General features: G+C 70.9%; 20 protein-coding genes. 10 read left to right on the top strand and 10 right to left on the bottom strand.

Translation table 11 applies throughout. From position 1 onward, the window contains the following. The first annotated feature begins 11 nt into the window (after positions 1 to 11). Positions 12 to 1,259, top strand: coding sequence for a cysteine--1-D-myo-inosityl 2-amino-2-deoxy-alpha-D-glucopyranoside ligase (gene mshC, locus ABD262_RS07025; protein WP_344133173.1), 1,248 nt, complete (start codon positions 12 to 14; stop codon positions 1,257 to 1,259). A 27-nt stretch (positions 1,260 to 1,286) separates the two neighbouring features. Here mshC and ABD262_RS07020 read toward each other — a convergent pair whose 3' ends face one another. Then, the gene (locus ABD262_RS07020; protein WP_344134579.1) at positions 1,287 to 2,138 is read right to left on the bottom strand and encodes a PAC2 family protein; all 852 of its coding nucleotides are present in this window, start codon (positions 2,136 to 2,138) and stop codon (positions 1,287 to 1,289) included. 207 nt (positions 2,139 to 2,345) lie between these two features. Between ABD262_RS07020 and ABD262_RS07015 the strand changes: the two genes are divergently transcribed. Continuing rightward, on the top strand, positions 2,346 to 3,044 hold the full coding sequence (locus ABD262_RS07015) for an HAD family hydrolase (protein WP_344133171.1): 699 nt from the start codon (positions 2,346 to 2,348) through the stop codon (positions 3,042 to 3,044). Between the two features lie 8 nt (positions 3,045 to 3,052). Here the strand turns inward: ABD262_RS07015 and ABD262_RS07010 are convergent, their stop codons facing one another. Both ABD262_RS07010 and metH read right to left on the bottom strand, forming a co-directional pair. After that, entirely contained in the window at positions 3,053 to 3,898 is an 846-nt protein-coding gene (locus ABD262_RS07010) for a RecB family exonuclease (protein WP_344133168.1), read from the bottom strand. A 48-nt stretch (positions 3,899 to 3,946) separates the two neighbouring features. Then, positions 3,947 to 7,747 carry a methionine synthase gene (gene metH / locus ABD262_RS07005; RefSeq protein WP_425564808.1) on the bottom strand — a complete coding sequence of 1,267 codons (3,801 nt, stop codon included), beginning with the start codon at positions 7,745 to 7,747 and terminating at the stop codon, positions 3,947 to 3,949. A gap of 59 nt (positions 7,748 to 7,806) precedes the next feature. Between metH and ABD262_RS07000 the strand changes: the two genes are divergently transcribed. The 4 genes from ABD262_RS07000 to ABD262_RS06985 all read left to right on the top strand — a co-directional run bounded on the left by ABD262_RS07000 (position 7,807) and on the right by ABD262_RS06985 (position 12,694). After that, the gene (locus ABD262_RS07000) at positions 7,807 to 8,919 is read left to right on the top strand and encodes a site-2 protease family protein (protein WP_344133165.1); all 1,113 of its coding nucleotides are present in this window, start codon (positions 7,807 to 7,809) and stop codon (positions 8,917 to 8,919) included. A gap of 11 nt (positions 8,920 to 8,930) precedes the next feature. After that, positions 8,931 to 9,968: a tRNA (adenine-N1)-methyltransferase gene (locus tag ABD262_RS06995; RefSeq protein WP_344133162.1), complete on the top strand. Its 1,038-nt coding sequence runs from the start codon at positions 8,931 to 8,933 to the stop codon at positions 9,966 to 9,968. A gap of 83 nt (positions 9,969 to 10,051) precedes the next feature. Then, positions 10,052 to 11,791 (top strand): proteasome ATPase, encoded by a 1,740-nt coding sequence (gene arc / locus ABD262_RS06990; protein WP_425564807.1) that lies wholly within the window; start codon positions 10,052 to 10,054, stop codon positions 11,789 to 11,791. A 54-nt stretch (positions 11,792 to 11,845) separates the two neighbouring features. Continuing rightward, positions 11,846 to 12,694: a sterol desaturase family protein gene (locus ABD262_RS06985; protein WP_344133159.1), complete on the top strand. Its 849-nt coding sequence runs from the start codon at positions 11,846 to 11,848 to the stop codon at positions 12,692 to 12,694. Positions 12,695 to 12,727: 33 nt separating this feature from the next. Here the strand turns inward: ABD262_RS06985 and ABD262_RS06980 are convergent, their stop codons facing one another. The 3 genes from ABD262_RS06980 to ABD262_RS06970 all read right to left on the bottom strand — a co-directional run bounded on the left by ABD262_RS06980 (position 12,728) and on the right by ABD262_RS06970 (position 15,208). Next, positions 12,728 to 13,150 (bottom strand): DUF3054 domain-containing protein, encoded by a 423-nt coding sequence (locus ABD262_RS06980; RefSeq protein WP_344133156.1) that lies wholly within the window; start codon positions 13,148 to 13,150, stop codon positions 12,728 to 12,730. Continuing rightward, a complete protein-coding gene (locus ABD262_RS06975; RefSeq protein WP_344133154.1) occupies positions 13,143 to 14,132 on the bottom strand; it encodes a ribose-phosphate diphosphokinase in 990 nt (329 codons plus the stop codon). Before ABD262_RS06975 ends, ABD262_RS06980 begins: the two co-directional genes overlap by 8 nt. A 65-nt stretch (positions 14,133 to 14,197) precedes the next feature. Then, complete coding sequence (locus ABD262_RS06970; RefSeq protein ID WP_344133152.1) at positions 14,198 to 15,208, bottom strand: alpha/beta hydrolase; 1,011 nt, start codon at positions 15,206 to 15,208, stop codon at positions 14,198 to 14,200. 48 nt (positions 15,209 to 15,256) lie between these two features. On the opposite strand from ABD262_RS06970, the gene dop reads away from it, so the two are divergent. The 4 genes from dop to prcA are packed head-to-tail and all read left to right on the top strand — an operon-like array spanning position 15,257 to position 18,689. Then, positions 15,257 to 16,774 carry a depupylase/deamidase Dop gene (gene dop / locus ABD262_RS06965; RefSeq protein ID WP_344133149.1) on the top strand — a complete coding sequence of 506 codons (1,518 nt, stop codon included), beginning with the start codon at positions 15,257 to 15,259 and terminating at the stop codon, positions 16,772 to 16,774. Between the two features lie 36 nt (positions 16,775 to 16,810). Beyond that, positions 16,811 to 17,017, top strand: coding sequence for a ubiquitin-like protein Pup (locus tag ABD262_RS06960; RefSeq protein WP_056914404.1), 207 nt, complete (start codon positions 16,811 to 16,813; stop codon positions 17,015 to 17,017). Beyond that, the gene (prcB, locus tag ABD262_RS06955; protein ID WP_344133141.1) at positions 17,014 to 17,841 is read left to right on the top strand and encodes a proteasome subunit beta; all 828 of its coding nucleotides are present in this window, start codon (positions 17,014 to 17,016) and stop codon (positions 17,839 to 17,841) included. The genes ABD262_RS06960 and prcB overlap by 4 nt, the downstream gene beginning before the upstream one ends. Continuing rightward, the gene (prcA, locus tag ABD262_RS06950; RefSeq protein ID WP_344133138.1) at positions 17,838 to 18,689 is read left to right on the top strand and encodes a proteasome subunit alpha; all 852 of its coding nucleotides are present in this window, start codon (positions 17,838 to 17,840) and stop codon (positions 18,687 to 18,689) included. Before prcB ends, prcA begins: the two co-directional genes overlap by 4 nt. A gap of 3 nt (positions 18,690 to 18,692) precedes the next feature. Here the strand turns inward: prcA and ABD262_RS06945 are convergent, their stop codons facing one another. From ABD262_RS06945 to ABD262_RS06930, 4 genes are all read right to left on the bottom strand, one after another. Next, positions 18,693 to 19,433 carry a dienelactone hydrolase family protein gene (locus tag ABD262_RS06945; RefSeq protein WP_344133135.1) on the bottom strand — a complete coding sequence of 247 codons (741 nt, stop codon included), beginning with the start codon at positions 19,431 to 19,433 and terminating at the stop codon, positions 18,693 to 18,695. A gap of 26 nt (positions 19,434 to 19,459) precedes the next feature. Further along, positions 19,460 to 20,095 (bottom strand): peroxiredoxin, encoded by a 636-nt coding sequence (locus tag ABD262_RS06940; protein ID WP_344133132.1) that lies wholly within the window; start codon positions 20,093 to 20,095, stop codon positions 19,460 to 19,462. A gap of 49 nt (positions 20,096 to 20,144) precedes the next feature. Then, a complete protein-coding gene (locus ABD262_RS06935; RefSeq protein WP_344133129.1) occupies positions 20,145 to 21,083 on the bottom strand; it encodes an alpha/beta hydrolase in 939 nt (312 codons plus the stop codon). A gap of 122 nt (positions 21,084 to 21,205) precedes the next feature. Next, on the bottom strand, positions 21,206 to 22,198 hold the full coding sequence (locus tag ABD262_RS06930; RefSeq protein ID WP_344133126.1) for a Rossmann-fold NAD(P)-binding domain-containing protein: 993 nt from the start codon (positions 22,196 to 22,198) through the stop codon (positions 21,206 to 21,208). Position 22,199 lies beyond the last annotated feature (1 nt).

The following is a 22,199-nucleotide window of genomic DNA, read 5'->3' as shown; positions in this document are numbered from 1 at the left end:
AGGCTTCCGGTGTGATCTCCTGGCCCACCCCGTTCCTTCCCGCGGTGCCCGGCACCGGACACCCTGTGCAGGTCTTCGACTCGGCGACAGGTTCGGTCCGGGCGATCACGCCCGGACCGACGGCGCGGATGTACGTCTGCGGCATCACGCCTTACGACGCGACCCACCTGGGGCACGCCGCGACGTACGTGACGTTCGACGTCCTGGGGCGCGCACTGCGCGACGCCGGCCACGCCGTCGAGTACGTGCAGAACATCACCGACGTGGACGACCCCCTGCTCGAGCGGGCCACCCGCGACGGGGTGCGCTGGGAGGACCTCGCCGCGGAGGAGATCGCCCTCTTCCGTGAGGACATGACCGCGCTGGCCGTCATCCCCCCCGACCACTACGTCGGTGTCGTCGAGAGCATCGAGCCCGTCGGCGCCGCCGTGCGGACCCTGCTCGAGCAGGGTGCCGCCTACCCGGTCGACACCCCGGACTCCGAGGGCGACGACCTCTACCTCGACGTCTCCACCGACCCCGGGTTCGGCGCCGTCTCCAACTGGACCCGTGAGCAGATGCTGGCCGTCTTCGCCGACCGTGGAGGCGACCCTGAGCGGCTGGGCAAGCGCGACCGGCTCGACCCGCTGCTGTGGCGCGCGGCCCGCGACGGCGAGCCGTCGTGGGTCGTCGAAGGACTCCCGCAGGGCCGACCCGGCTGGCACATCGAGTGCACCGCGATCGCGCTGGACCACCTGGGCATGTCGTTCGACGTGCAGGGCGGCGGCACCGACCTGCTGTTCCCGCACCACGAGATGAGCGCCACGCAGGCGGTGGTGCTGACCGGCCAGCGTCCCTTCGCCCGGACCTACACGCACCAGGCGATGGTGGGCCTCGACGGCGAGAAGATGAGCAAGTCGAAGGGCAACCTCGTCCTGGTCTCCAAGCTGCGGGCCGACGGCGTCGACCCGATGGCGATCCGGCTCGCCCTGCTCGGGCAGCACTACCGCACGGAGTGGTGCTGGACCGACGCGATCCTGGAGCAGGCCCAGGCCCGGCTCGACACGTGGCGCGAGGCGTTGTCGGTCAACGCCGCGCCCGACTCCGACGAGGTCGTCGAGGCGATCCGCACGCGCGTCGCGGACGACCTGGACACCCCGGGCGCGCTGGCGGCTGTTGACCGCTGGGCCAGGCAGACCCTCACGCGCGGTGGGTCGGACAGCACCTCTGCCGGCGTCCTCGCCCGCGCGCTCGACGCCATCCTCGGCGTCCGGGTCTGACCGGAGCCCGGTCTGACCGGAGCCCGGTCAGCCGGGTCCTTCCTGGCCACGGCGACGCAGGTACCGCTCGAACTCCCGGGCGATGGCGTCACCGCTGGCCTCGGGCAGGTCGGCGGTGTCCTGGGCCTCCTCGAGCGACTGCACGTACTCGGCGACCTCCTCGTCGGTGTCGGCGAGCTCATTGATGCCCCGCTCCCACGCCTTGGCTCCCTCGGCGAGGTCGCCGTGGGGGATGGTGGCGTCGAGCAGCTCCTCGAGCCGGGAGACCAGCGCGAGGGTGGCCTTGGGGGACGGTGAGTGGCCGGCGTAGTGGGGCACCGCCGCCCAGCACGAGAGCGACTGCATGCCGGACTGGGTGGCCGCGTCGGCGAGGACGCCGACGATCCCGGTGGGGCCCTCGTACCGGCTCGGCTCGAGGTCGAAACGGTGGATCACGTCGTCGTCGTCGGAGGTGGCCGTGACCGGGATCGGCCGGGTGTGCGCCACATCGGCCATCAGCGCCCCGAGGGTGACGACGGTGCTCGCGCCGACCTCCTGCGCGAACTCCATCAGCTCGATCGTGAAGGCCCGCCAGCGGAAGGACGGCTCGATGCCCTGGATGAGCACGACGTCGCGGTCCAGCCCGGCCGAGCGGGCGACGAGGATCCGCGTGGTGCGCCAGTGGATGCGGCGGCGACCGTCCTCCAGGACGACGCGCGGCCGGTTCACCTGGAAGTCGTAGTAGTCCTCCGGGTCGAGCGCCGCGATGGCGTCGGCATCCCACACGTCGATGAGGTGGTCGATCACTGCCGTCGCTGCCTCGCCCGCGTCGTTCCAGCCCTCGAAGGCGGCGATCACGACGGGGTTGTTGAGCTCCGGGACGTCTTCGAGTTCGATCACCATCGCTCCTTCCTTTGAAGAGTCACAGCCTGGGCTGGACGCAGTCCTGACGACACAGCCTCGGCGAAGACAAGCGTCGAGCTCACCCGGACTCCGCTGGCGGCACCACTGTCCCGCCCAGCCTACGGTCCGCGGTGCGGACGCATCCGCACGGCTGCGTATAGTCGGGCGCGCCGCCACTCCCGCACCACAAAGGTCCTCCGCGCCATGCCGTCTCAGCAACCGCTCGACACCGAGCCCGCGACCTCCCGTGCCGGCGACCTGCCCGCTGCGGTCTTCTGGGACATGGACGGCACCCTGGTCGACACCGAGCCGTACTGGATCAACGCCGAGCACTCCATCGTGGAGGAGGCCGGCGGGGTCTGGAACGACGAGTACGCCCACCAGCTCGTCGGCAACGACCTGATGGTCTCGGCCGAGTTCATCCGCGACAACAGCCCGGTCACGCTCGAGCCGGTGGAGATCGTCGAGGACCTCCTGCGGCGGGTGATCGCCCAGGTCAGCGAGCACGTGCCCTGGCGCCCCGGCGCGATCGAGCTGCTCACCGCCCTGCGTGTGGCGGGCGTCCCGAACGCCCTGGTGACGATGTCGTGGCGGTCTCTGGCCGACAGCGTCGTCACCGCGCTGCCGGAGGGCACCTTCGCCGCGGTGATCACCGGCGACGAGGTGGAGCACGGCAAGCCCCACCCGGAGCCCTACCTCGCTGCCGCCCGCGCCCTCGGGGTCGAGGTGGTCGACTGCATCGCCATCGAGGACTCACCCACCGGGGTCCGGTCCGCGGTCGCCGCAGGCGTCCCCACCCTCGCCGTGCCCCACATCGTGCCGGTGCCGCTCATCGCGGGCGCGGTGCAGGTGCCGAGCCTGCGCGGGCTGATCCCGGCCGACCTGCACACGCTGTTCGGGTGAGCGGCAGCTCACTCGTCCGTCGGCGTGACCTGACCGGAGATGGCCGGGTTGAGCGCGATCAGGGCGGCGTCGGCGGGCAGCGGTGGGGGAGTGCCGCCCCACGCCGGGCAGAACTCGCGGAAGTCGCACCAGTCGCACAGCCGTGACGTCTTGGGCCGCCAGTCGCCCGTCGTCGCCGCCCGCTCGATCGCCGTCCAGACCGCCTTGAGGTTGCGCTCCAGGCTGAGCAGGTCGTGCTCGTCCGGCGAGTAGCGGACCACCTCGCCGTTGCCGAGGTAGACCAGCTGGAGCAGCCGCGGGATCTCTCCGCGCAGCCGCCACAGGACGAGCGCGTAGAACTTCATCTGGAACAGCGCCTTGCCCTCGAACAGCTCGCTCGGGGAGCGACCGGTCTTGTAGTCGACCACCCGCATCGCGCCGTCGGGTGCGACGTCGAGGCGGTCGACGTAACCACGCAGGACCAGGCCGTCGACGTCGGTCTCGACGTAGAGCTCGCGCTCCGCCGGCTCGAGCCGGGTCGGGTCCTCGAGGGTGAACCACGTCTCGATCAGGGCCTGGGCGTCGCCGAACCACCCGGCCTCGGTGAGCTTGTCGTCGTCGGCGATCATCGCCGCGAGCTCAGGCTCCTGCTCGACCAGGGCCTCCCACTGCGGGCCCAGGAGGGCCTGCGCGGCGGCCGGGGTGCGCTCGTCGGCGGGGAGGTCGAACAACCGCTCCAGCACGGCGTGCACCAGGGTGCCCCGCGCCGCCGCAGGGCTCGGCGGGGAGGGCAGCTTGTCGATGGTGCGGAACCGGTAGAGCAACGGACACTGCTTGAAGTCCGATGCCCGGCTCGGTGAGAGGGCGGGAACCATGGAGCACACGGTATGCCGCGGCGCCGACAACGGCGCCGCGGCGTGCCGTCAGTCCTCGGGCAGGTAGCCGAGGTTGGGAGCCAGCCAGCGCTCGGCCTCGGCGAGGGTCCAGCCCTTGCGCTCGGCGTAGTCCTCGACCTGGTCGCGCCCCAGCCGGCCCACGACGAAGTACTGGGACTGCGGGTGCGAGAAGTACCACCCGGAGACCGAGGCGCCGGGCCACATGGCCATCGACTCGGTCAGCTCCATGCCAGTGTTCTCCTCGACCTGGAGCAGGTCCCAGAGCAGCGCCTTCTCGGTGTGGTCCGGGCAGGCGGGGTAGCCCGGCGCGGGGCGGATGCCGACGTACTTCTCGGCGATCAGGTCGGGGTTCTTCAGGTGCTCGTCGGGCGCGTAGCCCCAGAAGTCGTGGCGCACCCGCTCGTGCATCCGCTCGGCGAACGCCTCGGCCAGCCGGTCGGCCAGGGCCTCCAGGAGGATCGCGTTGTAGTCGTCCATGGCGGCCTTGAACTCGTTGACCTTGTCGTGCGAACCGAGACCGGCGGTCACGGCGAACGCGCCGACGTGGTCGGAGCGTCCACTGGCCTTGGGCGCCACGAAGTCGGACATCGCCCGGTTGGGGATGCCCTCACGGTGCTGCCCCTGCTGGCGCAGCGTGTGCAGGGTCGTGGCCACCGTCTCGCGGGACTCGTCGGTGTAGACCTCGATGTCGTCGCCGACCGAGTTGGCCGGGAAGAGTCCGATCACGCCGTTCGCGCGCAGCCACTTGTGCTCGATGATCTGGTCGAGCATCGTCTGCGCGTCCTGGTAGAGGCGGGTCGCGGCCTCGCCCGTCGCCGGGTTGTTGAGGATGTCGGGGAACCGGCCCTTCATCTCCCAGGCCAGGAAGAACGGGCCCCAGTCGATGTAGTCGCGCAGCTCGGCGATCGGGTAGTCCTTGAAGGTCCGCACGAACTGCGTGACGGTGCGGTGGCGGTCGCTGCCCGACTGCCGACGCAGCAGCTCCTTCTCCTGCGCTGCCACCAGGTGGGGCACCGGCGGGCGGTAGCTGCTCCAGTCGATCGGCGTGGCCATCGCACGGGCCTTCTCGATCGGCACGAGCGGGCGCTCGGTCGTCTTGGCCGCGTGGCGGGCGCGCAGCGAGTCGAAGTCGGCCTTGACCCCTGCCATCAGCTTGGGCCGCAGCTCGTCGGACAGCAGCTGGGCGACCACCGGCACCGACCGTGATGCGTCCTTCACCCACACGACCGCGCCGTGGTACTTCTGGTCGACCTTGACGGCGGTGTGGGCCCGTGAGGTGGTGGCGCCGCCGATGAGGAGGGGGATGTCGAAGCCCTGCCGCTCCATCTCGGTGGCGAAGTTCACCATCTCGTCGAGGCTCGGGGTGATCAGCCCGGACAGCCCGATGACGTCGGCCTTCTCGGCACGTGCGGCGTCGAGGATCTTCTGCGCCGGCACCATGACCCCGAGGTCGACCACGTCGTAGTTGTTGCACTGCAGCACGACGCCGACGATGTTCTTGCCGATGTCGTGCACGTCGCCCTTGACGGTGGCCATGACGACCTTGCCCTTGGCCTTGTTCTCGGCGACCTCGGCCTCGGTCTTCTCCGCCTCGATGAAGGGGATGAGGTAGGCCACGGCCTTCTTCATGACCCGCGCCGACTTCACCACCTGGGGCAGGAACATCTTGCCCGCGCCGAACAGGTCGCCGACGACGTTCATGCCGTCCATCAGGGGGCCCTCGATGACCTCGATCGGGCGACCACCCCGCGCCGAGATCTCCTGGCGCAGCTCCTCGGTGTCGGTCTCGGCGTGCTCGTCGAGACCCTTGACCAGGGCGTAGGTGATGCGTTCGCCGACGGGCAGGGAGCGCCACTCCTCGGCGATCGCCTCCTGCTTGGTGTCGCCGGTGTTGAACGTGTCGGCGATCTCGAGCAGCCGCTCGGTGGAGTCGGGGCGCCGGTTGAGGATGACGTCCTCGATGCGCTCGCGCAGCTCGGGGTCGACCTGGTCGTAGACGACGAGCGCCCCGGCGTTGACGATTCCCATGTCCATGCCCGCCTGGATGGCGTGGTAGAGGAACACGGCGTGGATGGCCTCGCGCACGGCGTTGTTGCCACGGAACGAGAACGAGACGTTCGAGACGCCTCCGGACACGAGCGCGCCCGGCAGGTTCTCCTTGATCCAGCGGGTCGCGTCGATGAAGTCGGTGCCGTAGGCCGCGTGCTCCTCGATGCCGGTCGCCACCGCGAAGATGTTGGGGTCGAAGATGATGTCCTCGGCGGGGAACCCGACCTCCTTGGTGAGGATGTCGTAGGCCCGCTGGCAGATCTCCTTGCGCCGCTCGAGCGAGTCGGCCTGGCCGTCCTCGTCGAACGCCATCACCACGACCGCTGCGCCGTACTTGCGGCACAGCCGGGCGTGCTCGATGAAGGGTTGGACGCCCTCCTTCATCGAGATGGAGTTGACGATCGACTTGCCCTGGACGCACTTGAGCCCGGCCTCGATGACGTCCCACTTCGAGGAGTCGACCATCAGGGGGACCCGCGAGATGTCGGGCTCGGTGGCGACCAGCTTGACGAAGCGGTCCATCGCGGCGACGCCGTCGATCATGCCCTCGTCCATGTTGATGTCGATGACCTGCGCCCCCGACTCGACCTGCTGGCGCGCGACGTTGAGGGCGGTGCCGTAGTCCTCGGCCTGGATGAGCTTGCGGAACCGCGCGGAGCCGGTGATGTTGGTCCGCTCGCCGACGTTGACGAACAGCGACTCCTCGGTGACGGTGAGCGGCTCCAGGCCGGACAGCCGCAGGGCGGGCGCGACCTCTACGGGAACCCGCGGCTTCTGGTCGGAGGCCGCCTTGGCGATCGCCGCGATGTGGTCGGGGGTCGTGCCGCAACAGCCACCGAGGAGGTTGACCAGCCCGGCCTCGGCGAACTCGCCGACCACGCCCGCCATCGCGTCCGGCGTCTCGTCGTACTCGCCGAACTCGTTGGGCAGGCCGGCGTTGGGGTAGCACGAGACGAAGGTGTCGGCCACGCGGGCCAGCTCCGCGGCATACGGGCGCATCTCGGCGGCGCCGAGGGCGCAGTTGAGGCCCACGGCGAGGGGGCGGGCGTGGCGCACGGAGTTCCAGAACGCCTCGGTGACCTGCCCGGAGAGGGTGCGCCCCGACGCGTCGGTGATGGTGCCCGAGATGATCACCGGCCAGCGCCGGTCGTGCTCCTCGAACAGCGTCTCGAGGGCGAAGATCGCGGCCTTGGCGTTGAGGGTGTCGAAGATCGTCTCGACGATGAGGAGATCGCTGCCTCCGTCGACCAGGCCACGGGCCTGCTCGAGGTATGCCTCGACCAGCTGGTCGAAGGTGACGTTGCGCTTGCCGGGGTCGTTGACGTCGGGCGAGATCGACGCCGTGCGGTTCGTCGGGCCGAGCGCCCCGAGCACCCACCGCGGCTGGTCGGGGGTCTTCTCGGTCATCGCGTCGCAGGCCTGCCGCGCCAGCCGGGCGGACTCGAGGTTGAGCTCGTAGGCGAGGTCCTCCATGCCGTAGTCGGCGAGGGAGATCCGCTGGGCGTTGAAGGTGTTGGTCTCGATGAGGTCGGCACCGGCGTCCAGGTATGCCGTGTGGATGCCGCGAATGATGTCCGGCTGGGTGAGGCTCAGCAGGTCGTTGTTGCCCTTGAGGTCGCTCTCCCAGTCGGCGAACCGCTCGCCGCGGTAGTCGGCCTCACCCAGCCCCACGCGCTGGATCATCGTGCCCATGGCGCCGTCCATCACGAGGATCCGCTCGGACAGGGCGGTCGTGAGCTGGTCGGTCGCGTCGGGCCGAAAGGCGGAGGAGTTGGGCACCGCACAAGTATGGCCTAGTGGCCCCGTCCGGGTCGTGGTCGGTCACGTAGGGTCTGCGCATGACGACGCGGGCTCCCGAGCAGCAACCGGAGGAGTCCGGTCACGGGGTGCGCATCGCCCGGGTCGGCGGCGTGCCCGTCTACCTGGCGCCCAGCTGGTTCCTGATCGCCGCCGTGATCGTCGCGATCGTGGCCACTCCCTACTTCCCCGACCGGGTCGGCACCGGGCTGGCCATCGGCGTCACGCAGGCGCTGCTGCTGCTGGTCAGCGTGCTGGTCCACGAGGCCGCCCACGCCGTGACCGCACGGCTGTTCCACATGCCCGTGATCCGCATCGTCGCGAACCTGTGGGGCGGCCACACGTCCTTCGAGCCCGGACGCACCTCGCCCGGCAAGCTGGCCGCCGTGGCGGCTGCTGGCCCCGCCTCCAACGCCGTCCTCGCAGTGCTGGCCTGGCTGCTCCTGCTGCAGACGTCCGGTGACCGGACCAGCGCCCTGCTGACCGGGTTGGTGATCATCAACGGCTCCCTCGCGGTGCTGAACTTCCTCCCCGGCATGCCGCTGGACGGCGGGCAGGTCGTCGAGAGCCTGGTCTGGAAGGCGACCGGCGACCGGAACAAGGGCTCGGTGGTGGCCGGCTGGTGCGGCAGGGGCCTGACCGTCCTGCTCGTCCTCTGGTTCTTCGTCCGGCCGCTGGCGGACGGTCAGCAGCTCGGGTTCGACACCATCTGGGTGCTGGTGATCGGGTCGGTGCTGTGGACCGGCGCCACCCAGTCGATCAACCGCGGCCGAGCCCTGTCCCAGGTGGAGTCGCTGCGCGTCGCGCAGGTGATGGAGCCGGCCGTGTTCCTCGACCCGCAGGCGCCCGTCCAGCTCGCCCTGGACCATCCGGACGTCGTCGTCACCACGGACGCACGCGGCATACCGTGCCTCGTCTTCGCGGCGCCGGGAGGCGTCGTGCCCCCGGGGCTCGACCCGGCCGCGCCGCTCGTCTCCGCGGTCGTGCGCATCCCGGACGACAACGTGCTGGAGGTCTCGCCGGAGGCGAACGCCCGCACCGTCGTGGAGGCGATCCAGACCACGGGCTTCCCGGACGTCGTGCTGACCTGGCACGGGCGGGTCTACGGCATCGCGCACGCCCGGCTGGTCAACGAGGCCGCAGCCCGCAACTAGACTCGCCGGTCATGAGCGACGCGCCCACCCACCCCCCTGTCACCGCCGTCGGGGCGGACCTGCGGCGAGGACCCTTCGCGGTCGGGGAGCGGGTCCAGCTGACCGATCCGAAGGGGCGGCTGCACACGATCAGCCTCGAGGCGGGCCGTGAGTTCCACACCCACCGCGGGCGGCTCGCCCACGACGACCTCATCGGTGCACCGGACGGCTCGGTGGTGCGCAACACCGCGGGTGTCGAGTACCTCGCCCTGCGCCCACTGTTGTCCGACTACGTGATGTCGATGCCCCGCGGCGCGGCCGTCGTCTACCCCAAGGACGCCGGCCAGATCATCACGATGGCCGACGTCTTCCCCGGAGCGCGGGTCGTCGAGGCCGGCGTGGGCTCCGGCGCCCTGTCGATGTCGCTGCTGCGTGCGGTCGGGGAGCACGGTCACGTGCACTCGTTCGAGCGACGCGAGGACTTCGCCGACATCGCCAAGGGGAACGCCCGCACCTTCTTCGGTCAGGACCACCCGGCCTGGCAGGTGACCGTCGGCGACCTCGTCGAGTCGCTGCCCACGGCGGAGGAGCCCGGCTCGGTCGACCGCGTGGTGCTCGACATGCTGGCCCCCTGGGAGTGCCTCGACGTCGTGGCCGACGCCCTGGCCCCCGGCGGCGTGATCATCTGTTACGTCGCCACCGCAACCCAGCTCTCGCGGGTGGCCGAGGCGTTGCGCGACCACGGTGGCTACACCGAGCCGGAGGCCTGGGAGTCGATGGTCCGGGGCTGGCACCTGGAGGGCCTCGCGGTCCGGCCGCAGCACCGCATGCACGGCCACACCGGGTTCCTCATCACCAGCCGTCGACTGGCTCCGGGGGTCACCCCGCCCCTGCGCAAGCGCCGCCCGGCCAAGGGCTCCACCGACGAGGAGGGCGCCCTCGAGAGCGGCCTCGCCTTCGGGTCCGAGAGCGACTTCACCGCCGAGGAGATGGGGGAGCGCGTCCCATCAGACAAGAAGATCCGTCGGCTTCGCCGTTCTGTGACTCAAACCTCCCCGACAGCGGAGTAGATCGGGGTTAGGTTGGGTCATCGGCCGGGCATTCGACGGTCGGTAGCAGTCGTTCGCCACTCTGAGGTCTTGAGGGAGCCGACATGACCGATTCCGCCACCCCGGGTGACTACTCCGAGGAGCGCCGCCAGGCAGAGCTTCTCGCCGAGGAGGTCGCCGCCCTGCGCCAGCGCCTCGCCGACGCCCCCGTGCGGTCCCGCGAGCTCGAGACCAAGGTGCTCCAGCTGCAGTCCAACCTGGCCACGGTCTCGTCGCAGAACGAGCGGCTCGTGCGCACCCTCAAGGAGGCCCGCGAGCAGATCGTCACGCTGAAGTCAGAGGTCGACCGGTTGGCCCAGCCGCCGGCCGCCTACGGCGTGATCCTCGAGTCCTACGACGACGCCACCGTCGACATCCTCACCGGCGGACGCAAGATGCACGTGGCCGTCAGCCCAGCCGTCGACCCCGCCGAGCTGAGCAGCGGTCGCGAGGTGCGCCTCAACGAGGCGATGAACGTCGTGGCCACCTGCGGGTACGAGCGGATCGGCGAGGTCGTGATGATCAAGGAGCTGCTCGGCGAGGGCCGGGTGCTCGTGGTCGCGCACGCCGACGAGGAGCGCGTCGTCCGGATGGCCGAGTCGCTCGAGGGCGAGCCGATCCGTGTGGGCGACGCCCTCATGCTCGAGTCGCGCTCCGGCTTCGTCTACGAGCGGATCCCCAAGGCCGAGGTCTCCGAGCTGGTCCTCGAAGAGGTCCCCGACATCGACTACGAGGACATCGGTGGGCTGGCCGGCCAGATCGAGGCGATCCGTGACGCCGTGGAGCTGCCCTACCTGCACCCCGACCTGTTCACCGAGCACCAGCTCAAGCCGCCCAAGGGAGTGCTCCTCTACGGCCCACCCGGCTGTGGCAAGACGCTGATCGCCAAGGCGGTGGCGTCCTCGCTCGCCAAGAAGGTCGCGGAGAAGGAGGGCAAGCCGGTCGGCAAGTCGTTCTTCCTCAACATCAAGGGCCCCGAGCTCCTCAACAAGTACGTGGGGGAGACCGAGCGACACATCCGGCTGATCTTCCAGCGGGCCCGCGAGAAGGCCTCCGGTGGCACCCCGGTCGTCGTCTTCTTCGACGAGATGGACAGCCTGTTCCGCACCCGCGGGTCGGGGGTCTCCAGCGATGTCGAGACGACCATCGTGCCCCAGCTGCTGTCCGAGATCGACGGCGTCGAGCGCCTCGAGAACGTCATCGTGATCGGCGCCTCCAACCGCGAGGACATGATCGACCCGGCCATCCTGCGGCCCGGCCGGCTCGACGTGAAGATCAAGATCGAGCGGCCCGACGCCGAGAGCGCCCGGGACATCTTCACCAAGTACCTCGTGGCCGACCTGCCCCTGCACGAGCACGACCTGGCCGAGCACGGTGGGTCGCCGCAGGCCACGGTCGACGCCATGATCACGGCGACCGTGGAACGGATGTACTCCGAGATCGAGGAGAACCGCTTCCTCGAGGTCACCTACGCCAACGGTGACAAGGAGGTCCTGTACTTCAAGGACTTCAACAGCGGCGCGATGATCCAGAACATCGTCGACCGGGCCAAGAAGATGGCGATCAAGGACTTCCTCACCGCCGGTCAGCGCGGCATCCGGGTCGACCACCTGCTTGCCTCGTGCGTCGACGAGTTCAAGGAGAACGAGGACCTGCCCAACACGACCAACCCCGACGACTGGGCGCGCATCTCCGGCAAGAAGGGCGAGCGGATCGTCTACATCCGCACGCTGGTCACGGGCAAGAGCGGGACCGAGCCGGGTCGCTCGATCGACAACGTCGCGAACACCGGGCAGTACCTGTGACGTCGCCGCCGAAGGGGTAGCCGGCACTAACTTACTCTCGGTAACATAGCGGGCGTGGACCACCTGCTGCAGGACCCTGCGCTCCTCGCCGTGCCGTTCTTCGTCTCGTTCATCGTGCTCGAGCTCGTCGCCCTGCGCGTGCTGGAGACCGACGCGGACGCGCCGCGGCGCGGTTACGCCCGGCGCGACTCGCTGGCCAGCCTGTCGATGGGCGCCGGTTCCGTGGTGGTCAACCTCGCGGCCCGGGCGCTGGCGCTGGTCGGCTACACCGCCCTGTATGCCGTGACCCCCCTCCGCCTCGACCCGCACGACTGGTGGACCTGGGTCATCGCGCTGCTCCTCGTGGACCTGCTCTGGTACGCCTACCACCGCAGCAGCCACCGCGTCCGGGTGCTCTGGGCGATGCACCAGGCCCACCACAGCAGCGTCCACTTCAACTACACGACGGCGTTGCGGCAGAAGTGGAACCCGTGGGGCGAGCTGCTCTTCTGGGTGCCGCTACCGCTGGTGGGCCTGCCACCGTGGATGATCTTCTTCGTCTTCTCGCTCAACCTGGTCTACCAGTTCTGGGTGCACACCGAGACCATCCCCAAGCTCTGGCGGCCGATCGAGCTGGTCTTCAACACGCCTTCCCACCACCGCGTGCACCACGCCAGCGACGCCGACTACCTCGACCGCAACTACGGCGGCATCCTGATCGTCTGGGACCGGTTGTTCGGCACCTTCTGCGAGGAGCAGCGACGCCCCTCCTACGGCCTGACCCACCCGGTCGCGACCTTCAACCCGTTCCGGCTGCAGTACGCCGAGCTCGCGCTGATGTTCCGCCAGGTCAGGCAGGCGCGACACTGGCGTGACCGGCTCGGCTACCTCTTCGCACCCCCAGGCTGGTCACCGGAGCCCTGAGTCATCGGAGCCCTGAGCCATCGGAGCCCTGAGTCACCGCCGGGAGGCGGCCCGATCGGCCCACCGTCCGAGTCCGGCACCCGCGAAGCGCAGCACCTCGACGGCACAGCGCCAGCCGAGGAGGAAGAGCCCCAGGACGACGACGGTGACGACCCCGAAGCTCCAGGCGAAGCCACCGCCGGTGGCCACGCGGAGCAGCAGTCCGAGCACGGCCGTGACCAGCCACACCGTCGACGACCCGGGCATCCGGACCGGCCAGCCCGACCTGCGGCGGGCCACCGCCCAGCCGACCAGCAGGGCCACGACGAACGGCCACGCGACACCGAGCACGCCACCGGGCGTGACGCCCTCGTCGTGGCTGAGTCGGCCGATCGTGGCGAACAGCACCACGAAGCCGAGGTCGACCACGAGGGCGACCCAGGCCTGCAGGGGCCGCGCGGCGGTGGGCTCAGGCATGGACCTTGTCGAACAGGGTGGCCTGCGGCGGGGCGTGGGTCGGGTCCACCCCGTCGAACAGGCTGCTGACCGACTCGCCGGCGTGGATCCGCTTGATCGCCTCGGCGAAGAGCTGCGCCACGGACCGCACCCGGAGCTCGGGCCAGTGAGCCGGCGCCGGCACGGTGTCGGTCGTGATCACCTCGCCGATCATCGGGTGGTCGCGGAGTCGTTCGACGGCCTTGCCGGCGAACAGCCCGTGCGTGCAGGCGACGTCGGCGCGGGTGCAGCCGAGGTCGGCCAGCCGGTCGAGCAGCTCCACGATCGACCCGCCGGTGGCGATCTCGTCGTCGAGGATGATGGCGCGCTTGCCGGTCACGTCACCGACGATGGAGTCGATGATCACGCGGTCGTCGCCCAGGCGCTGCTTCGACCCGGCCGCGACGGGCAGGCCCAGCAGCCGGGCGAACTGGGTGGCCGTCTTGGCGTTGCCGAGGTCGGGCGAGACGACGACGGAGTTCTGGAGGTCGCCGCCCCGGAAGTGGTCGGCGAGCACGCCGATCGCGGTGAGGTGGTCCACCGGCACGGAGAAGAACCCGTGGACCTGCGGCGCGTGCAGGGTCATGGTCAGCACCCGGTCCACCCCGGCTGCCACGAGCATGTCGGCGACCAGCCGGCCACCGAGCGAGATCCGCGAGGCGTCCTTCTTGTCGGAGCGCGCATACGCGTAGTGGGGGATGACCGCGGTGATCTGGGCGGCCGAGGCGCCTCGCGCCGCGTCGATCATGAGGAGCAGCTCCATCAGGTGCTCCTGGGTGGGGGGCACCAGAGGCTGCACGATGTAGACGTCGCGCTGACGGCAGTTCGCCAGCAGCTGGGCCTGGAGGCAGTCGTTGCTGAAGCGCTTGATGTCGGCAGGGGAGAGCTCCACCCCGAGTGCGTCACAGATGCGACTGGCCAGAGCGCGGTGCGCGCTCCCGCTGAAGACCACGATGTCCCGCAATGGCACTCCTGGTGGGTGGGTGGCCGGACCGGGTTGGCTGGTCGGACCGATGGTCTGGGACGAGCCTAACCCGCGCGCCCGCGCTCTGGCGCGCCGGCGGCATACAGGTGTCTCCGCAGCTCGCCGACGAGCTCGGCGCGGTGCTGGGCCGAGCTGGGCACCATCCCCGGGATGGACGCGAAACCGTGCGGCACGCGCACGTAGTTGGTCAGCCGCACCGACACTCCCGCGGCCTCCAGCGCGTCGGCGTAGCGCACTCCGTCGTCGCGCAGCGGGTCGAGGTCGGCGGTCTGGACCAGGGTCGGCGGCAGGCCAGCGTGCTCGCCGAAGAGCGGGGACAGCAGCGGGTCGCGCCAGTCGGAGCCGGTCGGTGCATAGAGCTCGCGGAAGGTCACGATGCTCGCCCGGGTGAGCATCGGCGCGCCGGCGTTCTGGGCGATGGACGGCGACGCCAGGGTCATGTCGGTGGCGGGGTAGAGCAGGGCCTGGTGCACGACCGGCGAGCCGCCGCGGTCGCGCAGCTGCTGGGCCGCCACGGCCGTGAGGTTGCCCCCGGCGCTGTCACCGCAGAGCGCGATCCGGCTGGTGTCGGCGCGCAGCGCGACGCCGTGGTCGGCCACCCAGGCGATGGCATCGGTCACGTCGAAGGCCGCCGTCGGTGCCCGGTGCTCCGGCGCGAGCCGGTAGTCGACGCTCACGACCACGGCCCGCACCCGGGCCGCGAGGTGCGTGCAGAGGGGGTCGTAGACCACGACGTTGCCCCGCACGAAGCCCCCGCCGTGCACGAAGACGACGACGGGCACGTCCACGTCGGTGTCGCGGACGGCCCTGGGGCGGTAGATCCGCAGCGGGAGCTCGTAGCCGTCACGGGCCCTGGCGGTGCCGTAGGTGATGCTCACGGACCGGTCGACCCGACCCGTGACCCACGAGAACGGCGGTCGGTCCGGGGGAACCGTCCCGCGGTCGGCCTGGATCTCCGCCAGGGACTGGCGCTCGACCGGTTTGCGCAGCCCGCTGTCCAGGAGCGCGCTGATGAGGGCGGTCCGCGGGTAGAGGGCGAATGGGGAGTGCCGCATGGTCCGCCACTCTCTCACCTAGGGTGAGGCCATGAGCGCGGGAGTGGCATGACCGTCCGCAGGGTGATGGGTATCGAGACCGAGTACGGCATCTCCGTGCCCGGCGACCCCGCAGCCAACCCGATGATCCTCTCCGGGCAGGTCGTCAACGCGTACGCGTCGGCACAGGGGATCCGCGCCGCCCATGCCTCGTGGGACTACGCCGACGAAGCACCGTTGCGGGATGCGCGAGGGTTCGAGATGGGCCGCAGCGTCGCCGACCCGAGCCAGCTGACCGACGACGAGGACCCCACCCTCGCCAACGTGGTGCTCACCAACGGCGCCCGGCTCTACGTGGACCACGCGCACCCCGAGTACTCCTCACCCGAGGTCACCTCCCCGCGCGCGGCGATCGCCTTCGACCGGGCCGGGGAGGCGATCATGGCCGAGTCCGTCCGGCGGCTCTCCCACGTCCCACCCGGGGTGAACCTCTACAAGAACAACACCGACGGCAAGGGCCAGTCCTACGGCACCCACGAGAACTACCTGATGCGGCGCGAGACGCCCTTCACCGACATCGTGCGCCACCTCGTGCCGTTCTTCGTCGCCCGGCAGGTCGTCACCGGGTCGGGGCGGGTCGGCATCGGCATGGACTCGCGGACCGCCGGCTACCAGCTGAGCCAGCGCAGCGACTTCTTCGAGGTCGAGGTGGGTCTCGAGACGACGCTCAAGCGGCCGATCATCAACACCCGCGACGAGCCGCACGCGGTGGCCGACCTCTACCGCCGGCTGCACGTCATCATCGGTGACGCCAACCACTGCGACGTCGCCAACCTCCTGAAGCTCGGGATGACCTCGCTCGTGCTGGCGATGATCGAGGACCGCGCGATCGACGTCGACCTGACCGTGGCCCGCCCGGTGGCAACGCTCCAGGCGGTCAGCCACGACCCCACCTGCCAGGCCCTGCTGGAGCTGCGCGACGGCACGAAGCTCACCGCCGTGCAGCTGTTGTGGCGCTACCACGCCCTGGCCGAGCGCTACCTGGCGAACCGCTACGCCGGTGAGCTCGACGACGACACCGCCGAGGTCATGCGGTGGTGGGCGGTCACCCTCGACCGCCTCGAGCGCGACCCCATGGAGGCGTCCCGCGAGCTCGACTGGGTGGCCAAGCAGCAGGTGATGCAGGGGTACATCGACCGCGACGGCCTCGACTGGTCGGACTCCCGGCTGCGGGCGATCGACATCCAGTGGTCCGACGTGCGACCCGACCGCGGGATCTTCCACAAGCTGCGGGCGGCCGGCCGGTTCGAGGAGCTGGTCAGCGACGAGGTCGTCCACGAGGCGGTCCGCGAGCCCCCGGCCGACACGAGGGCGTACTTCCGGGGCAAGTGCCTCGAGAAGTACCCCGACCAGATCGCCGCCGCATCGTGGGACTCGGTCATCTTCGACATCCCCGGGCAGCCGTCGCTCCAGCGGGTGCCGATGCTCGAACCGCTGCGCGGCACCAAGGCGACGGTCGGCCCCCTGCTCGACCGCAGTCCGGACGCAGCCACGTTGTTGCGTGAGTTGGCGTCCGCATCGGGATAGGTTGAACGCAAGCCCCGCGAGTGAGAGGTCCCACCAATGCCCAGCCAAGAGCAGAGCCGGCCACAACGTCGCGACGACGCCCCCGACGAGGCGCCCGAGCCCACTCCCGCGGCGCCGGAGGCGACGGCCCGCAAGGAGAACCTCGACTCCGACATCGACAGCGTCCTCGACGAGATCGACGGCGTGCTCGAGTCCAACGCTGAGGAGTTCGTCCGCGGCTTCGTCCAGAAGGGCGGCCAGTGACCACTGGCGCCGACGCGGGCAAGCTCCCCGCGGCATACCTCTCCGCCGGGTCGTCCTCGTTCACCGAGTTCGTCGGCGCCCACGCCCCCTCCCTGTTGCCGTCCCGTCGCGTGCTGCCTCCGGGGAGCACGCTCGAGGCACCCCACGGCACGACGATCGTCACCGCCACCTTCACCGGTGGGGTGGTGATGGCCGGTGACCGGCGCGCCACGATGGGCAACATCATCGCCAACCGCGACATGGAGAAGGTCTTCGCGGGGGACGAGTACTCCGCCGTCGGGATCGCCGGCACCGCCGGGATCGCGATCGAGCTGGTCAAGCTGTTCCAGGTCGAGCTCGAGCACTACGAGAAGATCGAGGGCACGCTGCTCTCGCTGGAGGGCAAGGCGAACCGCCTCGCCTCGATGATCAGGTCGAACCTCGGGATGGCCATGCAGGGCCTGTCGGTCGTGCCCCTGTTCGCGGGCTACGACCTCGACCGCCAGCTCGGCCGGATCTTCTCCTACGACGTCACGGGCGGGTGCTATGAGGAGCACGACCACCACAGCGTCGGCTCCGGCTCGTTGTTCGCACGGGGAGCGCTCAAGAAGGTCTGGCGCCCGGGCCTGACTGCCGACGAGGTCGTCAGCGTGGTCGTGGAGGCCCTCTACGACGCGGCCGACGACGACTCCGCCACCGGGGGCCCCGACGTGGGTCGGCGGATCTGGCCCACCGTGGCCGTGGTCGGCGTCGACGGCGTGCGCTTCGTGTCCGACGACGAGCTGCGCGAGGTGGTCGAGGCCGTCATCGCCGCACGACAGGGCAACCCGGGAGGCGCGCGATGACCAGCATGCCGTTCTACGTCTCGCCCGAGCAGCTCATGAAGGACCGGGCCGACTACGCCCGCAAGGGAATCGCCCGGGGCCGCTCCGTGGTCGTGCTCGGCTACGACAAGGGCATCGCGTTCGTCGCCGAGAACCCCTCGCGGGCCCTCCACAAGGTCTCCGAGATCTACGACCGCATCGCCTTCGCAGCGGTCGGCAAGTACAACGAGTTCGAGAACCTCCGCGTCGCGGGCGTCCGGTATGCCGACCTGCGCGGCTACTCCTACGACCGCACCGACGTGACCGCGCGCGGTCTGGCCAACGCCTACGCGCAGACCCTCGGGACGGTCTTCACCCAGGAGTCCAAGCCCTACGAGGTCGAGATCGTCGTCGCCGAGGTCGGGACGACCGCCGACGAGGACCAGATCTACCGGCTCACCTACGACGGGTCGGTGGCTGACGAGCTCGGCTTCGTGGCCATGGGCGGGGCCGCCGAGACGATCGAGACCGGGCTCAAGGCCCGCTGGAGCCCCGGGCTGAGCCTCGGCGACGCGCTCAGCCTCGCCGTCGGGCTGCTGAGCCAGGACCCGGCCGCACCCGCGGGTGGCCCCCCGCGCACCCTCACGGCCGCCCAGCTCGAGGTGGCCGTGCTCGACCGCGAGCGTCCGCGCCGGACCTTCCGCCGGATCGGTGGCGGCCTGCTCGACGCCCTGCTCAGCACCGAGGACCCGACCAGCGACGCCCCCGCCGAGGACGACCCCACGCCGGGTCGGCACGACACCCTCACGGGTGAGGGGTCGCCCCGCGACGAGTCGAGCAACCCGCAGACCCAGCGCCCCGAGCAGGGCACCGGGCCGGCCACCGAGTAGGGGTCACACCGGCAGCTTCTCGGCCAGCCAGGCGGTCGTCGCGGCCCAGGCCTCCTGCGAGGCGCCCTCGTGGTGGAACACCGGCGACGGGTTGTCGAAGGCGTGCCCGGCGCCGGCGTAGGTCAGGAACGTCACGTCGTCGTTGGCGGCGGTCACCGCGGCCTCGATCTCGTGCACGGTGTCGACCGGGATGTAGGCGTCGTCCAGGCCGAAGTGGTGCAGGCTGGGTGCGCTCACCTGCGGGGCGAGCCCGAGCAGGGTGGGCAGCGCCGAGCCGTAGTAGCTCACCAGCGCGTCGGGGCCGGCTCCTGCCGCGCCGGTCACGGCCGCGACGTTGAACGCGAGCCCGCCGCCGAAGCAGAACCCGAGCACGCCGACCGGTCCGTCGACCGCCGGGAGGTCCTGGAGCGCGTCCAGCGCCGCGGCACCGTCACGGACGGCCGCGTCCCAGTCGACCTTGCCGAGCAGCTCCATCGCCCGCGGCAGCCCGTCGGCAGCCTCGCTGACCACCTCGTCGCCCACCCGCCAGTAGACGTGGGGGACCAGCACGACGTAGCCGAGGTCGGCCAGGTCCTGGGCCCGACCGCGGATGTAGTCGGTGACGCCGAAGATCTCCTGGAAGAGCACGACGCCGGGGCCGGTGCCGGCCTCGGGCAGGTAGAGGTCGGCGGGCACCTCACCGTCGGCGACGGGGACGGGGTGGCTGGCGACGGGGCGGTCGGAGGGCGTGCTGGCTGGGGTCATGACCCCCAACGTAGGCCGCGCCGGCGTCAGGCGCTCGGCGCCTCGGCGTAGCGCAGGTAGGGCTTGACCACCTCGACGCCCTTGAACCGGGCCCGGGCGTCTTCGGTCGTGACCGTCGGGGCCACGATGATCCGCTCGCCGACCTTCCAGTCGACCGGCGTCGAGAACGGGCCGGCGTCGTTGACCTGCAACGCATCGAGGGCGCGCAGGATCTCGTCGAAGTTGCGGCCGGCGCTCTTGGGGTAGGTCAGCGACAGCCGCACCTTGCCGGCCGGGTCGATGAGGAACACGGAGCGGACCGGCGAGGTGTCGCCCGCGCCGGGGTGGATCATGTCGTAGAGCTCGGCGACCTCGCGGTCCTGGTCGGCGACGATCGGGTAGGTGACGGCGGCGCCGGACACCTCCTCGATATCGGACTTCCACGCGGTGTGGTCCTCGAGGGCGTCCACGGAGACGGCGAGCACCTTGGTGTTGCGCGCGGCCCACTCGTCCTTGAGCTGCGCGACGCGCCCGAGCTCGGTGGTGCAGACCGGCGTGAAGTCGGCAGGGTGGCTGAACAGCACGGCCCAGCCGTCGCCCTTCCAGTCGTGGAAGGTCAGTTCGCCCTCGGTGGTCTGGGCGGTGAAGTCGGGGGCGTCGTCGCCCAGTCGCAGGGTGGCCATGACGGTCCTCTCGAAGGTAACGCGATGTTTGTCGGGACCAAACATGCCGTTATCTGCCCGAGGCGTGGATGTCGCGTCCGGATGCTGGTACACCCGCCAGCCGGGTGACGCCCTCCGCGACCAGCCGCACCGACGAGGCCTCGAGCAGGCTGCCGTAGTGGTCGGCGTCCAGCCCGGTGACGGCGACATCCCTCGGCAGGCGGGCGCGGGCGATGCGCTCGGCGGTGTAGAGGCCCTCGGGCTGCCCCAGCGGACCCCGAGCCGCCCAGAACAGGTGGCTGGGGCACTGGAGGGTGTGCACGGCGCTCAGCGTCGCAGGGTCGCTCATGAGGTCGGCCCAGTCGGCCCGCACACACTCCAGTGAGCTCGTCGAGCGCATCTGACCGGGGGCCCCGGCCAGGTCGTGCAGCAGGTATGCCGTGAGGTCGCCTCCCGCAGGCGAGCCCAGCAATGGACCCATCGCCGGGTGCCCGCGCCAGTGCCGCAGGTAGGCCGCCTCGTCGTCGAAGGTCATCGACAGCCGGTCCATCGCCGGACCGATGATGCTGTGCAGCACCTCGTCGACGTCGAACGTCCCGGGGGAGGGGAACGCGAGTCCACCGTCGACCAACACGACTCCTGCCACCCGGTCGGGATGGGTCGCGGCGGTAAGGGCCGCGACGAACGCGCCCATCGAGTGGCCCGCCAGCACCGGGCGCTCCAGCTCGTAGTGGTCGAGCACCCGCACCACGTCGGCCACGTGGTCGGCCAGACCGGTCGAGCGCAGCGTGGAGCTCTCGGCTCGGCCGCGCAGGTCGGGCGCGAGGACCCCCACCCGTCCGGTGAGGGCCCGCGCCACGGGCACCCAGCTCAAGGCGTTCGACGAGATGGTGTGCAGGGCGACCACCGTCGATGACCCGGACGCGGCCTCGGCCAGCCGGTGCACTGCCAGCCGCCCGTCACCGACCTCCACGTGATCCGTGGCGAGCTGTCGGCCCTGCTGCAGCACGTGTCTCCCTCGTCATCCCGGCGGGCACCGCCTCCTGGGCGCGACTGCGACGCTACGCAGGCTGCCGGGTCGTGGACATGGCGACTGTGCCCACATCCGGGCGCCGAGGGTGTGGCGTCGACCTAGCTCCGGGCGTCGACCAGCAGGGCGAGCTCGTCGGTGGGCGACAGCCCGGCCTTGCGGGGCCGTCCCGGACCGGACGCCACCTCCCACGCCAGGGTGTCGGCCAAGGTCTGCTCGAGCGGTCGGGCGACCAGCCCGAGGGCCTCGGCCGCGGCCGTGCTGCGGGCCATGAACCCGGCATACTCCGGCAGCGGCAGCCAGAGCGGCAGGCTCCGCTCACCCGACCAGGGGGCGACCTCGCGGGCCGCCAGCCAGTCCTGGTCGACGGGGACCACGGCGCCGGTGTGGCCGGCGACAGTCCGGGCGACTGCGAGGTGGTCGGCCAGGGGGATGGTCGGGCCGCTCGCGTTGACCACGCCGCTGGCCCGGGAGAGTCCGGCGCGGACGAGCCAGCCGGCGAGGTCGCGGACGTCGAGCACCTGGGTCAGCAGTGGGGTGTCGGGCACCAGCACCGCATCGTCAGGACTCGCCGGGTGAGCGAAGCGCAGCGGCCAGTATCCGGTGCGGTCGGTGTGGTCGCCGGGACCGGCGATCAGCCCGGAGCGCGCGACCAGGGCACGGTCGCCCACGGCCGCGAGGACGAGCCGCTCGCCGGCCACCTTGCGCGCGCCGTAGGTCTCCCAGCCCTCGTCGTCGGCCTCGTGGGCGGCCAGCAGCTCAGCCGTCTCGTCCGCGCCCGGGACCTGGTCACCCGCGTAGACGGAGGCGGAGGAGACGAAGACCCAGGACCCGGTGCGGTCGCCGAGCGCCTCCAGTGCCCCGGCCACGTGGCTCGGCTGGCGCGCGACGTCGACGACGACGTCCCAGTCGCGGTCCCGCACCTCGGCGTAGGCGCCGGGCTCGCCGCGGTCCGCGCGGACGACCTCGACGCCGTCGGGTGGGGCCCCGGACCGGCCCCGGGCCAGGATCGTGACCTCCTGGCCCAGCGCCACGCCCGCGGCAGCGACCTCACGGCCCAGCCACGCGGTCCCACCGAGCACGAGTAGCGCCATG

Origin of the sequence: Pedococcus bigeumensis (assembly GCF_039531795.1) — a bacterium.
Taxonomy (GTDB): domain Bacteria; phylum Actinomycetota; class Actinomycetes; order Actinomycetales; family Dermatophilaceae; genus Pedococcus; species Pedococcus bigeumensis.
The sequence above is the reverse complement of the archived record's forward strand: the minus strand, read 5'-3'. Positions and strand labels throughout refer to the sequence as shown.